This is a genomic window from Sorangium sp. So ce295, assembly GCF_051527405.1.
Classification (GTDB): domain Bacteria; phylum Myxococcota_A; class Polyangia; order Polyangiales; family Polyangiaceae; genus Sorangium; species Sorangium cellulosum_B.
Window position 1 is genome coordinate 2,599,697 of sequence record NZ_CP150324.1, and the last position, 14,830, is coordinate 2,614,526.

Genomic DNA, 14,830 nt, shown 5'->3' on the forward strand with positions numbered 1-14,830 from the left:
CACGGAGGCGCTTCCGCTGCAGGGCGAGATGGGGGGGATGCGCGGAGTGATGGAGGGCGATGAAGTTCAGGTCTGTCCTGCGCCGCCGCCGTCCTCGCGCCGGTACCTGTTCAGCCGGCGCGGCGACGCGGGCTGCCCGCTCTGCGCGCGGCGCGCGCGGTCGACGATGCCAGGCCTCGGCGGGGCGCCGTATCCCTTCCTGGCCGCCACCTGGGTGGTCCTCATGGTCGGCGAGCCCTTGGCGTCACCGCCCTGATCGCGCCCGGGCGCGGCGTCGTGCGCGTCAGCCGCGCTGCCGCGCCCGGGCGCGGCGTCGTGCGCGTCAGCCGCGCTCCGGGCGCGTTCGTCGCCTGCGCGGCGGAGCGGGCGCGCGCCCACCCCTCACGCTGGCCGCGAAGGTGGCCGGCGTGCCGCTGCGCCCGGAGGTGGGGCCTCGCGCGGAGGCGCGACGGCCGAGATCTGCCGGCGGCCTCTTGGGATGCTTGGGATGGGATGTGACGGGAAAGGTGCGGTTGGGCGCTCCGCGGCGAGCGGCGCGCCCGACGCTGCAGCTCAGCTGGCCGCCGACCGCTTGCCGGCGGTCGCGCGCTTCTGCCCCGCCCTCTGCGCGCCCGACTGCGCCGCCTTCGTTCGCCGCGCGGCTCCGCGCCCGACGCGGGCGCTGGCCGACGGCTTCCTCATCGCTGCTGCGCGCTGCGGCGCCGCGCGCTTCGCGCCCGCCGCGCGCGTCGTCTTGCGCCCGCCGGCCGGCGTCGCGCCCGCCGCGCGCGTCGTCTTGCGCCCGCCGGCCGGCGTCGCGCCGGCCGCGCTCCGGCCGCGCCCCGCCGCGCTACCGGTGGCGGTCCGCTTCCTCGTCGTGGCAGCCCTCTTGGCCGCGCCGCTCTGCTGCCGGCTCGTCTGTCCGGCGGTCGCCTTCCTCGGCGCGCTGCTGGTCTTCTTCTTCTCCGCCGCCGCGGTGCTCCGCGCCGTGCCCGGCCGCGCCGCGGCGCTCGCTCCTGCCTTGCTCGCTCCCTTCTTCGCCCGGGTCACCCGCCGGGTCGACACAGCGGCCATCCGTGCGCCGGCAGCGGACTTCGTCCGCCTGCGCGGAGCCTTCCGACCCGCCTCGCCCTGGGATATCGCGGGCGCAGCTTGCTCGCGCTCGCCGCTCTGGACCCGCTTCCTCTGCTTGGACGTATCCTTCGATGTCTCGCCTCTCGGCATTGAGCCCTCCCCCCGAGCTCTCTCGACATGAGCTCGCTCGTGGACTCATGGTGCCACAGCCTTCCCTCTTTCCCGGTCGGAAAGTCGGCGGGAAGCACCGGAATCGAAATCAGGATCCGCTGTAGCCAACCCCGGCGGAAGCGCCTATTGCGCGTCAGGCGCTCGGCAAATCCGCGCCCGAGACCCGCGCGGTGGAGCCGCGGGCGCGGCGAGCCCCACGCCCGCGCGAGACCCGCTCCCCTCGCGCGCCATCGCGCCCCGCGCCGCGCGTCAGAAGCAGGTGCCGCCGCCGCAGCTCCTGCCCACGCAGCGCAGCAGCTGCAACGTCTCCGGGCTGTGAATGCACTGGAACCCGCAGACGGCGGGGCCGCTCCCCTCGTCGAGGCAGCCGAAGAAGCACGCGACGTCGTCCGCGCAGGTGGGGCTGAGCAGGCACTGGCTCAGCTGCGCGCAGCAGCGCTCGGCCACGCATCCTCCGCAGCCCGTCCCGTCCGACGGGCAAGCGGGGCCGCCGCAGAGGCCGTTCTGGCAGCTGCCGTTGCAGCACTCGCCGGAGTCCGCGCACGGCTGGCCGTCGCGCGCGCACGGGGGCCGGCAGACGCCGTCCTCGCACGCGCCGCTGCAGCACGCATCGGCCGAGCCGCACGCGACCCCGTCCGAGCTGCACCCGCCGCAGATGCCCGCGTTGCAGCGCCCGGTGCAGCAGTCCGCGCTCTGGCCGCACATGGAGCCGTCGGGCGCGCACGCCTCGGCGCAGGCGCCCGCGACGCAGGCGCCGCTGCAGCACGCGTCGCCCGCGCTGCAGCGCGCGCCGTTCGGGATGCACGGCGCGCGGCATGCGCCCTCCACGCAGCTCAGCGAGCAGCACTGTCCCGCGGACCCGCACGCGCTCCCGTCCCGGAAGCAGCCCCGCCCGCAGGCTCCGCCCATGCAGACCCCGGCGCAGCACTCCGCCGCGCTCTGGCACGGCGCCCCGTCGGCCGAGCAGCCCTGCCCGCAGAGCCCGCCGGCGCACAGGCCGGCGCAGCAGTCGCCCGGGGCGGCGCACGGCGCGCCGTCCCGCGCGCAGCTGTCGCCGCCGCAGATCCCCTGCGCGCATGCGGCGCTGCAACAGTCCGCCGCGCCCTGGCAGGGGAGCCCGTCCTCCCGGCACAGCGGCGGGTCCGGGGGCGGCGCGTCGGGGGCGCCCCCCGCGCCCGCGAGATCGGGCAGCCCGACGAGCTGCTCTCGGGAGCCGCACCCGAGGGCCAGCGCCGCGAGGACCACGAGCACGAGGAACACGAGGAGGCAGCGCGCTCGGAAAAGCACGGCGCGGAGGCTAACACGGGGGCAGTTCACGACGGGCGGGCGTGGCGGTGGGGCAACGGCGGGGACGTGGGGAAGTGGAGATGGAGATGTCGAACGGAAGCGGGGAAGCGGCGCCGCCGGGGCGGGAGACCTCGGCGGCCCGCCGAACGTGCGGACCCGAGGCGGCTTCCGATGCTACACTCGCGAGCGTGTCGTTGAAGATCGACCAGGATCACGGGCGCTTCCGTCAGATCGTTCGCGGCCGCATCCGCGAGAACCTGCGCAAGTACATCTCGCAGGGCGAGCTCATCGGACGAAAGGGGAAGGACCTCGTCTCGATTCCCATCCCTCAGATCGACATCCCGCGCTTCCGCTTCGGCGACAAGCAACGCGGCGGCGTGGGGCAGGGCGACGGCAACCCCGGCGATCCCGTGGGGGGCTCGGACGACAAGCAGCCCGGCCAGGGGCAGGCGGGCAGCGGCGAGGGGGACCACCTCCTCGAGGTCGACGTCACGCTCGAGGAGCTCGCCGGCATCCTCGGCGAGGAGCTCGAGCTGCCCGACATCCAGGACAAGGGCAAGAGCAAGATCTCGAACGCCCACGATCGCTACTCCGGCATCCGCAGGGTGGGCCCCGAGTCGCTGCGCCACTTCAAGCGGACGTACCGCGAGGCGCTGAAGCGGATGATCGCGAGCGGGACGTTCCGCCCGGCGGCGCCCGTCGTCGTCCCCGTCCCGGACGACAAGCGGTACCGCTCGTGGAAGACGATCACCGAGCCCGTCGCGAACGCGGTCATCATCTACATGATGGACGTCTCCGGGTCGATGGGCGACGAGCAGAAGGAGATCGTGCGCATCGAGTCGTTCTGGCTCGATGCGTGGCTGACCCGCCAGTACAAGGGCCTCGAGTCGCGCTTCATCATCCACGACGCGATCGCCCGCGAGGTCGACCGGGACACGTTCTTCCACACGCGCGAGTCCGGCGGCACGATGATCTCGAGCGCCTACAAGCTGTGCTCGCAGATCATCGACAACGACTACCCGCCGGACGAGTGGAACATCTATCCGTTCCACTTCTCCGACGGCGACAACTGGTCGATGGACGACACGCTCTCCTGCGTGGACGTGCTCAAGACCCAGATCCTGCCGCGGGTCAACATGTTCGCCTACGGGCAGGTCGAGAGCCCGTACGGCTCGGGCCAGTTCATCAAGGATCTGAAAGAACACTTCTCGCAGGACGATCGGGTGGTGGTGAGCGAGATCAGGGACAAGGACGCCATCGTGGGCAGCATCAAGGATTTCCTGGGGAAGGGGAAGTAGAGCGGTATGAGCAAGTTCGCCCTGAACACCGCGCTTCCCCGCTACCTGCGCACCGAGAAGGAGCGCATCGAGAAGATCGCCCGGGACTACGGGCTCGACTTCTTCCCCGTCATCTTCGAGATGCTGACGTACGACCAGATGAACGAGATCGCCGCGTACGGCGGCTTCCCGAGCCGCTACCCGCACTGGCGGTTCGGCATGGAGTACGAGCAGCTCTCGAAGAGCTACGAGTATGGCCTCTCGAAGATCTACGAGATGGTCATCAACAACAACCCTTCGTACGCCTACCTCCTCGAGGGCAACTCGCTCACCGACCAGAAGCTCGTCATGGCGCACGTGTACGCGCACGTCGACTTCTTCAAGAACAACTTCTGCTTCCGGTCCACCGATCTCGACCATCGCGGCCCGATCCTCGACCCGGTGCGGAAGAGCGATGCCTACGATCCGGACCGCAAGTGGATCGACAAGATGGCGAACCACGGCGCGCGCGTGTCGCGCCACATCGAGCGCTACGGCATCAACAAGGTCGAGGCGTTCGTCGACCACTGCCTCTCGCTCGAGAACCTGATCGACCCGTGGGCCCCCTTCACCGGCCGCCCCGTGGCCAGGGAGGACGAGGAGCCCACGGAGGAGCCGATGGACACCTACAAGCTCCGGGCCAAGGAGTACATGGACTCCTTCATCAACCCGGAGGAGATCCTCGCGGCGCAGCGGAAGAAGCGGCAGGACCAGAAGAAGCCGGAGCGCAAGGTGCCGGAGCGCCCGGAGCGCGACGTGCTCAAGTTCCTGCTCGACCACGCGCCGCTCGATCGGTGGGAGCGCGACGTGCTCGAGATCATCCGCGAGGAGACGTACTACTTCGTCCCCCAGCGCCAGACGAAGATCATGAACGAGGGGTGGGCCTCGTACTGGCACTCGAAGATGATGACCGAGAAGGTCCTCGATGCGTCGGAGATCATCGACTACGCCGAGAACAACGCCGGTGTCATGGCGACGGCGCCGGGGCGCTTCAACCCCTACAAGGTCGGCGTGGAGCTCTATCGCTACATCGAGGATCGATGGAACAAGGGCCGCTTCGGCCGCGAGTGGGAGGAGTGCGCGGACCTCGACGCGAAGCGCACCTGGGACATGCGGCTCGGCCTCGGCCGCGAGAAGATCTTCCAGGTGCGCGCGCTCTACAATGACGTGACCTTCATCGACGAGTTCCTGACGCCGGAGTTCGTGATCGATCAGAAGATGTACACGTTCGGCTTCTCGGGGCGGAACGACAGGTTCGAGATCGAGAGCCGCGAGTTCAAGGAGGTGAAGGAGAAGCTCCTCTTCCAGCTGACGAACTTCGGCGACCCGTACATCCGTGTCGTCGACGCCAACTACGGCAACCGGGGAGAGCTCCTGCTCGAGCACGTGCACGGCGGCTTCGACCTCCGGGCCGACTACGCGCGCGAGACGCTCGTGGCGCTCGTCCGGTGCTGGAAGCGGCCGGTCGGCGTGGCGACGAAGATGGATAACAAGCCTGTGCTGCTCCGGTACGACGGCAAGGAGCACGCGATGACCCCGTACAAGCTGTGAGCGCCTGCGGAGCGATCCGCCGGCTCGGCGTCCTGCTCGCGCTCGCCGGCTGCGCCCCGGCGGCGCCAGCGTCGCGCTCGCCGGCGCCGCGACCCTCGGCGGAGGCCCCTGCGCCGTCTGCCCGGCTCGATCCGACGGCGAACGCCGCGCCCGCGCCGCCTCCGGGGAGCGGCGCTGCCCCGGGCGCGGCAGGCCCGCCGGTCGGCTCGGGCGTCCCGCTCGACGCGCCGTCCACCAGCGAGGTCGCGGCGGCGAGCCCTCCTCCGCGCGTCGCGCGCGGCACCGGCACGCCGGCGGACAGGAAGCTCGAAGAGGGCGACGCCGCCTATGCGAGCGGCGATTTCGCCGCTGCCGAGAGGGCCTATCGCGCGGCCGCGCAGCTCGACAAGAAGGACGCTGCAGCGATCGTCGGCGCCCAGCGCGCGGCGATCGCCCGGGCAGGCGTGTCCACCGACTACAACGGGGCGCCGGGGGACAGGACGCTGCTCGCCGCGCTCCCGGAGCTGAAGCGCGCAGTGACGCTCGAGCCTGACCACGCGCTCGCGCACCTCGAGCTCGGCCGCACACTCCTCGTCCTCGGCCGGGCCGACGCCGCGCTCGGTGAGCTGACACGTGCCGCGGAGCTCGCCCCGAGCGACGCCGAGGCGCGCTCCGCGCTCGGCGTCGCGCACCTCGCGCTCGGCAACCTGCAAGACGCTGTCCGCGAGCTGACGCGTGCCGCAGAGCTCGCACCCGGGGACGCGGAGCGGCAGGCGAACCTCGGGACAGCGCTCCTGGCCGCGGGGAGGACGGCCGACGCGATCCGCGCTTACGAGCGCGCCGCGAGGCTCTCGCCGGCGGACGCGCGCCTGCAGAACGACCTCGGGACGGCGCTCCTCGCCGCGAACGATCCCGCGCGCGCCGTTCCGCACCTCGAGGCGGCTGTGGCGCGCGACCCGGCGCGCGCCACCTACCGATCGAACCTCGGGTATGCGTACCACCTCCGTGGCGACCTGCAGAAGGCGACCGCGCTCTACCGCGAGGCGCTCAAGCTCGACGACAAGCTCGGGAGCGCCTGGATCAACCTGGGCAACGCCCTTGCGCAGTCGGGCCAGCTGAAGGACGCGCGCGCAGCGTACGAGAAGGCGCGCGCCGTCGATCCCACGGATCCACGCGTGAAGGCGGTGATGGACGAGCTCGACGCCATCGAGCGGCGCGGCGCTCCGCCGCGGTGACGCGCGAAGCGCCGGTCGCGTGCGCCACAGCGGCGCTGCGCTGCGCTGCGCGGCGCGAGCCCGCGGTCAGGCGCGCGCTGCGCGCTGCGCTCGGGAGGTTGCGCGCTGCTGCGCCGGACAGCGCGACGGTGAACACACGCGGCCTGCATGGATGATTGTCAAGCTCAATCGTTGCCATGTCCGACCCCGCGCGTCTTTTGGCCGCTCGCGCCGCTCGCGGCGAAGGTGAGGGCGCTCGTCGAGCGGCGCCCGGCAGCAGGACGACGGCTGCAGGACCATCGATGTTGTGAAGCGCTCCGGACGCCTGACGATACCCGGCGCCAGCCGCGAGCGCTCGCCCGGCGTGGGACTCGTCGCGGCGCTGCCGCGAGACGCCGACTCCCGCGCGGGAGGGCCGCATACCGAATCCGAGCCGGAGAGACGCACTCGGCTCCGGCGCGCGATGGGCTGCGTGGTAGGTGGGCGCACGGATCTCCTCGCACTCCCGCGGCGAGTCGCGGGACCACACGATGTCTGAGCGCACCTCGGCCGCGCGCAGGAAGGGGTTGACAGCAGCGACGCACTTTCGATTACCTCTCTTCTGCTGCTCCAAATGGTCTGATGGTCAACGACTGTGCGCCCCGCCGAGGCGAGCGGGGAGCGCATGTGTAGAGGACTACAAATGGCGCCGCCGGCGCGGGTGCTCTGTGGACAAAATGTCTGCCTGTCGTGGTGACCCACGAACATCGCGTGCTGAGGCAAGCGGAGCCCGTTTCACCCGGAACTGTGCGAAACGACCGAACGGAGCCGCCGGCCAGCAGGCGACACCCTACATTGGTTCACCTGGTCATGAGACCAGTGGTCTTCGGCAAATGCGAGCTGTATTACAGAAATTTTACCGCGCGGTGGCATACCTGGTGCAACCGGCCGGGCGGTCGCTGACGTTTCTGCCGCGTGAAGGCCCGGATGGCGCTCGCTGGAAACCTCGCGATGCACTCGACGGGGCACCCCGAACCCGGGTAACCTCGTTCGTGCCTCACTTGTCAACCAACCCCCGAGGCTTTGATGTCCGTTTCCAAGCAGGCCGACATAGCTCCGACCTTGCGACCGCCGCCCGCGTTACCGGCGGACGGCATGGTCATTTCCGCGAACTTCTCGGTCGGTGGCTTCAGTAAACGGTGGAACCACTGTCATCAGCTAGCCAATTTCCTCGCGAGGTACGCGAGCGCCAATGAGGATGACCCCGAGCGCCACGCGACCTTGCTCTCGACGTTCTTCAACGAATTGCTGGAAGCGATATACCGGAATCACGGATCCACCGGCGAGATCAAGATGCGGTTCCGCAAGAAGCAGAACCATATCCTCGTCGAGGCGGAGGTCCCGATCAACGAGCAGAGCGCCAAGTTCTACAACCACGCCGTCCAGCTGGCCAATCAGCCGGACCCGATGGCCTGGTATCGAGAGCAGCTCGAGCACGACGTTCCGGATGATGACGCTCAGGCGCTCGGGCTGCTCGAACTCGCGGTCGTCTACGGCTCGAAGCTCAGTATCTCCGAACCCACGAGCGGGGACTGGCTCCTTCTGGCGATTCAGTTCCCGTTCACTGAGGTAGAAGAACTATGACAGCTCCGATCGGTCGCGAATCCGCCGTACCGCCCTCGTCTGCGAGCGGCCTCCCTTCGTGGCGCTCGCAGGTGACCTTCAGCATGCGCGTCGACCAGACCGACCAGGAGGTTGCGCTCTCGGGCATGCTGCGGCCGTTCGGTGCCGATCAGATGAGGGCCATCCGCGGCACGCTGGAGACCGCGGCCAAGAACGCGAGCGGCGAGCTCTGCCTGGACTTCAAGCGGCTCAAGTACATGAACAACGTGGCATTCCTGGAGATCAACAGGTTTGTCCGTTGGGCCGTCGAGGCTCGTCCCAACCTCAAGATCAGGCTGATCATCTCCAGCGTCATCCCCTGGGCGATCCGCAAGTTTCAGGTCATCGCGGAGATCTACTCGAGCGTCTCCGTCGAGATCTACGACGTCGCGTTCTACCCGAGCCAGGGAATGCTCGAAGATGCCGAGTTCATCGACGTCCTCCGCCTCCAGGAGCGCATCATCTGGGAGCACGAGAAGACGGGGCTGACGAACCACGGCCTCTACCCGGGGATGAAGATCGCCGACATCGCGTGCGGCTTCGGCGACTTCGCGATCTTGCTCCAGAAGGAGTTCAAGCCAGAGCACGTCGTCGGGGTCGATCACTCCCGGCCCGCGCTCCGCTACGCGCAGGACCACGTGCGGCGGCTCGGGCTGGAGAACGTCGAGTATCAGTACGGCGACGCCGCGGCGCTGCTCCTGCCGGACAACTCGTTCGACTTCGTGTCTTGCCGTCTGTCTCTCCAGGTCTTTCCGCAGCCCGAGCGCATCATGCAGGAGCTCTATCGCATCTGCAAGCCGGGCGGCCGGATCTACATCACGAACGAGCTCCTGTCGTGCGCGTACGGCTATCCGGAGCAGGACCTCATCCGCGCGACCTACAAGCGGTTCGTCGAGCTCGGCAGGTCGATCGGGATGGATCTCGATACGGGGATAAAGACGCGGCAGATCATGGGGGAGGCCGGCCTCGAGGACATCCGCGTCAACCTGATCGACATCAACAACATGAACACGGACTGCTTCGACTTCGCGCGCGTCGTCGAGTGCTGGATCTCGGTGACCGCCAACATGGCCCGGACCGCCGGCGCCCCGCCGGACTACCATGCCGAGCTGAGCACCGGGCTGCGCGCTCACATGGCGGCCATCACGCACCCGCACGGCCTCGCCTCGTGGCCGATCTACGCCGGCTCGGGCCGCAAGCCGATGCGGGTCATGTGAGGGGAGGCCGGGTCGTCATGCTCCGCCGCGTCGTGATGCCGATCGAGTGGCCCAGGGCCGTGCCGTTAGGAGATTGCCAGCCGTGAGCGTTCAACCTCGGAACTCTGGCGAACAGCGGCCTCAAAGCCTGCTCTTCAGGTTCAGGAAGTTCAGCACCAAGATCATCTTCGTGACGGGCGTGAGCGTCCTGCTCGGCGCCGTGTGGAACGTCGTCGTCGGGCGGCAAGGCATCCACCGGCTGAGCAGCGAGGCCGCCGCGGAGATCGAGGCCGGCCTCAACTCGGCGAACCGCGAGTACCTCACCAATCACCTGGAGGACAAGGCCACTCACGTCAACCTCAGGCTCGGTGAGGCGTACAGGGATCTCCAGACCCTCGCCGGCGTCTTGCAGACCGTGATCGATCGCGAGGAGGACGTCGCCCCGTTCCTGCAGACGGCCGCCGACTTCCCGTATTTCCGCGATCAGATGAAGTACAACCCGAAAGGGAACTGGTACCAGAACGATCCTAGCGAGCCGAGCGTCGTCAGCGTCTGGGGCTACCTGGGGAAGGACGGGACGATCCTGCCCGAGGTCCAGCGGGCCGTCAACGAGACCGCGTTTCTGGATCTGATCCTGCCCTCGTTCGGCAAGTACGGCGCCGACAAGCTTCAGATCTATTACATCGGTCCGGAGGACAAGCCGTATGTGCGGCTGACGCCGTACACGGACATGGCGTCGACCTTCGACAAGCTGTATCCGGGGCACAACGACCAGGGGTGGTACAAGTTCTTCTTCCCCGGCATCGCCGAGAGCTGGAACGAGTGGGCGAAGGACCCCGCCGGGCTGGGCGCGCACCCGGATCAGACCACGGTCACGGCGCCGTACGACGACGCGGCGGGCGGCGGCATCGTGATGACGGCGTTCCACCCGCTCTGGGCGAAGGACCGCAAGACGTTCGTGGGCTCCGTCGGGCTCGATCTCACGCTCGCGCAGCTCATCGCGTCGATCAAGGACGTCAAGCTGGCCACGGCGGGCTTCGCCTTCCTGGCCCAGGCGGACGGGAACGTCTTCGCGGTCAACGAGCTCGGCGCAAAGACGCTGCGGCTGCGCACGGACGCGGGCGCCGGCCAGAACTCCGGCGTCGGCATGCTGCAGCGCTTCTTCAAGGACAGCGAGGACGCGGGGGTGTCTGGCATCGTCCTTCCGAACGATGATAAAGTCGACTACCGGGAGATGGTGATATCGGGCGAGACGTACATCATCGCCCTCCAGCGGCTCGCGCCGGTGAACGGCTGGGCCGGGCCGGACGCGCGCGTGGCCAAGGAGCGGTGGACGATGGGCTTCGTCGTCCCGAAGAAGGAGATGTACGCCTCGCTCCTCGCGGCGCAGAAGAGCATCGAGAAGAGCAGGACGGTGATCGTCGGGACCCAGGTCCTCATCACGATCGCCTCGTTCCTCGTGCTCATGCTGGGCGTCTACCTGATCTCCCGCAAGATGACGGGCGCCCTGGTCGCGCTCTCGACCGGCGCGACGCGGATGCGCGAGGGCGATTACGGCGTTCGCATCGACGTGAACTCCGCGGACGAGATCGGGCAGCTCGGCGTCGCGTTCAACGAGATGGCGAGCGAGATCGAGGCCTACACGAACAACCTCGAAGAGCTCGTCGGCGAGCGGACGAGGGCCCTCGAGAAGGCGAACGAGGAGATCAGCGAGCTGAACGCGAAGCTCGCCCAGGAGAACATCCGGCTCGGCGCCGAGCTGAACGTCGCGCGGCAGCTCCAGCTCATGGTGCTCCCCGCGCCGAGCGAGCTCCAGGAGATCCCGGGCCTCGACATCGCGGGCTACATGGCCCCTGCCGACGAGGTCGGCGGGGACTACTACGACGTGCTGCGGAGCGACGGGCTCGTCAAGATCGGCATCGGCGACGTCACCGGGCACGGGCTGGAGAGCGGCGTGCTGATGCTCATGGTCCAGACGGCCGTCCGGACGCTGCTCGCGGCCAACGAGCGGGATCCGAAGAAGTTCCTGAGCATCGTCAACAAGGTCATCTACCAGAACATCCAGCGCATCCGGTCAGACAAGAACCTGTCCTTGACCCTGCTCGACTACAGCGACGGCGAGCTCCAGCTCACCGGTCAGCACGAGGATCTGATCATCGTCCGGAAGGACGGGACCCTCGATCGTGTCGAGACCATGGGGCTCGGGTTGCCGATAGGCATCGACCTGGATATCAGCGATTTCATCGGTAGCATCGAGGTGAAGCTGGCGCCCGGGGACGTCGTGACGCTCTTCAGCGACGGCATCACCGAGGCGGAGGACTCTTCAGAGGAACAGTACGGAATCGACCGTCTGTGTCAGGTGATCTCGCGAAACCACGAAAGAACCTCGCGGGAGATCAAGGACGCTATCATCGAGGACGTCTTGGCGCACGTAGGCTACAACAAAATCCATGATGACATCACTGTACTTGTCATTAAGAGGGTATGAGCAAGGGGGAGACTGGGCATTACCATGAGCGAAATCATCGGCGTCTACTCTTTAGACGATTCGTTCAGCGAACACATGTCGCTGACGTTGTACCCCGACTCGTTCGCGGTGAGATGGAGCCTCTGTAACCTGACGGCCAATTTCATGGCCGAGTACTTCGGCGAGCTCTTTCCGGAGATAGACGGCGAGGACAGGCTCATCAGCCGAGACGAGGTCTCAGGCGCCATCGGGTACGTTCTGAACGAACTGGTTGAGAACGCCGTCAAGTTCAATCAGCACGGTGACATCACCGTGACCGTGGGTATCGGGCGTGAGGACCTGGTGTGCCTCGTCAGCAACCAGATCACGAACGCCGCCGTCCCCTCGCTTCGTGAGAAGCTCCTAGAGCTCACACAGGAGGACCCTGGGGAGCTCCTGCGTCGACAGGCGGAGGCGAACGCCGAGGACGCGGAGAACGCCGGGTCGGGGCTCGGGTATCTCATCATCATGAATGATTACGGTGTCAGTCTTGGGTGGAAGCTGGACCCGATCTCGGTCAACAGCTTCAGCATCAAGACGATGGCCAGGATTCCTATTTTGAATGAAAGGTCGAGAATGGAAATCAAGGGTGGCAACTATCGGGTTTGGTACGATCCCTCTGAGGTGGTGGTGTACCTGGAAGGAATCCTTCGCCTTGGCGGCACCACCGAGTACGCCCCTATCGAGGAGCTGCTCGACAAGGTCCTCGCCACGAACCCTCCCACCATCACACTCGACGTCAGGGCGCTGAACTTCCTGAACAGCTCAGGGATCAACGTCCTCTACAAGTTCGCGATCGCCACCAGGAAGAAGGGCGAGCTCCAGCTCATCGTCCGCGGGTCGAAGTCCATCCCGTGGCAAGGGAAGTCGCTGCCCAACCTCAAGAAGTTCAATCAGAACTTCGAGATGATACTCTGTGATTGAGATCGGATGGGTTCTTCCGTCCAACCCGAATCGCGTCCAGGTCGAGCCATGACTGCACCCAAGGACATCAGCTCGATGCACTCCAGAGGCTTCCTGCAGAAGCAGAGCAATCTGGATGCCATCAGGGCGATCGTGAAGGAGCGGCAAGCGTGGAACACCTTGCTCCGCGAGGAGGGGAACTTCACAGATTTCATGGAGCGCTGCAGCGCGCTGCTGGAGTACGTCGACAAGCTGAAGCTCGACTTCGACGACCTCTCCCTGGTGCACGAGGCGATCCTGGAACACGCGACCAGCATCGAGAACGAGCTCGAGGGGTACAACCGGGCCATCGACGACGACCTCGCGGTGGCGCGGCAGGTCCAGCGCGCCCTGCTTCCGGAGGCGAGCGGGGCCATCGCCTCGTCGTTCGACATGGCCATCTTCCACAAGCAGCTCGCCCAGGTCGGAGGAGACTACTACGACTTCTTCTACCTTCCCGGCGAGCGCCACGCGATAGGTGTTTACGATATCTCAGGTCACGGAGTATCGTCGGCGCTCATCATGGCGTTTCTGAAGGCGCAGTTCGCCCACGCTACCAAGCGGCTGGATAGCCCGGGGGCGATCGTGGACTGGGTGAACCGGAGCGCTTACTCGTTCCTCCGGGAGGTTCGCCGTTACGCGACGGTGAACTTCGTCATGTTTACTGACCGATTCCTCCGCTACGTCTCGGGCGGAGGGTACGGGCTCCTGGTCCGTCGCGGTACGCCTCGCTCGTTCAACCGGGTGAGCAACTTCATCGGTCTGCGCATCAAGCCATTTCACGAGTTCGAGCTGCCGTTCGAGGAGGATGACGTCCTCGCCTTGTACACAGACGGGATGTTCGAGGCGCAGGACGCGAGCGGGGAGATATATTCCGTGCAACGTCTCAACGAAATCGTCGTCAAGCACAGCGAGGAACCCGTGCAGGTGATCCTCGACCGGTGCATCGAGGACTACACGCGGTTCCGGGTGGCGGACGCCGACGACATCACACTGATCATCCTGCGAAGGTGCGCCTGATGAAGCCCGAGAAGAATCATTCGCAGACGTCGGTCGGTGCATCGATATATATATCTCCGATCGATCACATCACGGGCGACGTGGCCGGCCTGCTTGCGAACTTTTTGGACGCGCTGCTGGTGAGGTTCTACCCCAGACGGATCTGCCAGAAGGTCAACGTGGTGGTCACGGAGCTGGTCACCAACGTGCTCCAGCACGGGACCGAGCGTGAGAGCGAGGTACGGCTCGATCTGAGCATCGATCCGGATCGATTGCTCATCAAGGTATCCAACCGCGTTACGCCGGAAGAGTACCGGACCGTCAAGGCGGTATTCGACGAGATCTTCGCCGCGGAGGACCCGAGAGAGCTCTTTGCCAGGACGGTGCGCGAGCGGCGCAACGATCGACGCAGGGGCGGTCTAGGGCTCATTCGGTTGACCGCCGAGAACAAGTTCCATCTCTCGACGCAGTACGTCGATGGAATCCTCGTCGTCCAGGCTACTTTCCCTTGAAAAGGCTGCGTATGTTTTCCACGAAAGGTCGCGTATGAAGGCTCTCAGCTATGGAGAAATCACGGATGGCGGGCTGAGCGTCTTTCAGTCGGTCGCCCGGCTCGATGACGACAACCGCCTCGTCTTGACCTTCGAGGGCGCTATCCGGATCGACAACCCGTACCGGTACCTGTCGAGCTACCTGGACGAGCTCGCCCGAGTCCTCCCGCAGCACCCGATCACGTCCACGGTGATGGATTTCGTGAAGATGCGGTTCTGCAACTCGAACGGCTTCTACGTCATCATGGATATCGTGGACGCCGTGTACAACCTGGTGCCCGGCCGGGTGACCGTGCGGCGGATCCTCGACGATGACTGGCAGCACGAGACGCTGCCCATCCTGCTCAACCTGAACGAGGAGCACGTGGCCGCGCGGACGACGTTCGAGGACGTCAAGGAGACCTAAGCGTGGGGGTGTGGGCTG

13 protein-coding genes are annotated in these 14,830 nt (G+C 66.9%); 10 read left to right on the forward strand and 3 right to left on the reverse strand.

Annotated features, from left to right (window positions below; translation table 11 throughout):
• Nucleotides 1-66: 66 nt before the first annotated feature.
• From WMF11_RS09930 to WMF11_RS09940, 3 genes are all read right to left on the reverse strand, one after another.
• The gene (locus tag WMF11_RS09930; RefSeq protein WP_437551296.1) at nucleotides 67-225 is read right to left on the reverse strand and encodes a hypothetical protein; all 159 of its coding nucleotides are present in this window, start codon (nucleotides 223-225) and stop codon (nucleotides 67-69) included.
• A 327-nt stretch (nucleotides 226-552) separates the two neighbouring features.
• Nucleotides 553-1,053: a hypothetical protein gene (locus WMF11_RS09935; protein WP_437977280.1), complete on the reverse strand. Its 501-nt coding sequence runs from the start codon at nucleotides 1,051-1,053 to the stop codon at nucleotides 553-555.
• Between the two features lie 420 nt (nucleotides 1,054-1,473).
• Nucleotides 1,474-2,511 carry a hypothetical protein gene (locus tag WMF11_RS09940; protein ID WP_437977281.1) on the reverse strand — a complete coding sequence of 346 codons (1,038 nt, stop codon included), beginning with the start codon at nucleotides 2,509-2,511 and terminating at the stop codon, nucleotides 1,474-1,476.
• Nucleotides 2,512-2,699: 188 nt separating this feature from the next.
• On the opposite strand from WMF11_RS09940, the gene WMF11_RS09945 reads away from it, so the two are divergent.
• From WMF11_RS09945 to WMF11_RS09990, 10 genes are all read left to right on the forward strand, one after another.
• Complete coding sequence (locus WMF11_RS09945) at nucleotides 2,700-3,809, forward strand: DUF444 family protein (RefSeq protein ID WP_437280781.1); 1,110 nt, start codon at nucleotides 2,700-2,702, stop codon at nucleotides 3,807-3,809.
• 6 nt (nucleotides 3,810-3,815) lie between these two features.
• Entirely contained in the window at nucleotides 3,816-5,378 is a 1,563-nt protein-coding gene (locus WMF11_RS09950; RefSeq protein WP_437977282.1) for a SpoVR family protein, read from the forward strand.
• Entirely contained in the window at nucleotides 5,375-6,592 is a 1,218-nt protein-coding gene (locus tag WMF11_RS09955) for a tetratricopeptide repeat protein (RefSeq protein WP_437977283.1), read from the forward strand. The genes WMF11_RS09950 and WMF11_RS09955 overlap by 4 nt, the downstream gene beginning before the upstream one ends.
• Nucleotides 6,593-7,636: 1,044 nt before the next feature.
• Nucleotides 7,637-8,194, forward strand: a complete 558-nt coding sequence (locus tag WMF11_RS09960; protein ID WP_437534412.1) for a hypothetical protein — start codon at nucleotides 7,637-7,639, stop codon at nucleotides 8,192-8,194.
• A gap of 71 nt (nucleotides 8,195-8,265) precedes the next feature.
• The gene (locus WMF11_RS09965; RefSeq protein WP_437298817.1) at nucleotides 8,266-9,429 is read left to right on the forward strand and encodes a methyltransferase domain-containing protein; all 1,164 of its coding nucleotides are present in this window, start codon (nucleotides 8,266-8,268) and stop codon (nucleotides 9,427-9,429) included.
• 82 nt (nucleotides 9,430-9,511) lie between these two features.
• Complete coding sequence (locus WMF11_RS09970) at nucleotides 9,512-11,896, forward strand: PP2C family protein-serine/threonine phosphatase (RefSeq protein WP_437551306.1); 2,385 nt, start codon at nucleotides 9,512-9,514, stop codon at nucleotides 11,894-11,896.
• Between the two features lie 24 nt (nucleotides 11,897-11,920).
• Nucleotides 11,921-12,838, forward strand: coding sequence for a slr1658 superfamily regulator (locus WMF11_RS09975; RefSeq protein ID WP_012234413.1), 918 nt, complete (start codon nucleotides 11,921-11,923; stop codon nucleotides 12,836-12,838).
• A 48-nt stretch (nucleotides 12,839-12,886) separates the two neighbouring features.
• Complete coding sequence (locus WMF11_RS09980; RefSeq protein WP_044964406.1) at nucleotides 12,887-13,876, forward strand: PP2C family protein-serine/threonine phosphatase; 990 nt, start codon at nucleotides 12,887-12,889, stop codon at nucleotides 13,874-13,876.
• Nucleotides 13,876-14,367, forward strand: coding sequence for an ATP-binding protein (locus WMF11_RS09985; protein ID WP_231864758.1), 492 nt, complete (start codon nucleotides 13,876-13,878; stop codon nucleotides 14,365-14,367). The genes WMF11_RS09980 and WMF11_RS09985 overlap by 1 nt, the downstream gene beginning before the upstream one ends.
• 34 nt (nucleotides 14,368-14,401) lie before the next feature.
• Nucleotides 14,402-14,812, forward strand: a complete 411-nt coding sequence (locus WMF11_RS09990; RefSeq protein WP_012234416.1) for a hypothetical protein — start codon at nucleotides 14,402-14,404, stop codon at nucleotides 14,810-14,812.
• Nucleotides 14,813-14,830 lie beyond the last annotated feature (18 nt).

Bases quoted from the DNA above. Each gene is read 5' to 3' on its own strand.
- WMF11_RS09930 (WP_437551296.1), bottom strand. From the start codon at position 225: ATGAGGACCACCCAGGTGGCGGCCAGGAAGGGATACGGCGCCCCGCCG.
- WMF11_RS09935 (WP_437977280.1), bottom strand. From the start codon at position 1,053: ATGGCCGCTGTGTCGACCCGGCGGGTGACCCGGGCGAAGAAGGGAGCG.
- WMF11_RS09950 (WP_437977282.1), top strand. From the start codon at position 3,816: ATGAGCAAGTTCGCCCTGAACACCGCGCTTCCCCGCTACCTGCGCACC.
- WMF11_RS09960 (WP_437534412.1), top strand. From the start codon at position 7,637: ATGTCCGTTTCCAAGCAGGCCGACATAGCTCCGACCTTGCGACCGCCG.
- WMF11_RS09975 (WP_012234413.1), top strand. From the start codon at position 11,921: ATGAGCGAAATCATCGGCGTCTACTCTTTAGACGATTCGTTCAGCGAA.
- WMF11_RS09980 (WP_044964406.1), top strand. From the start codon at position 12,887: ATGACTGCACCCAAGGACATCAGCTCGATGCACTCCAGAGGCTTCCTG.
- WMF11_RS09985 (WP_231864758.1), top strand. From the start codon at position 13,876: ATGAAGCCCGAGAAGAATCATTCGCAGACGTCGGTCGGTGCATCGATA.
- WMF11_RS09990 (WP_012234416.1), top strand. From the start codon at position 14,402: ATGAAGGCTCTCAGCTATGGAGAAATCACGGATGGCGGGCTGAGCGTC.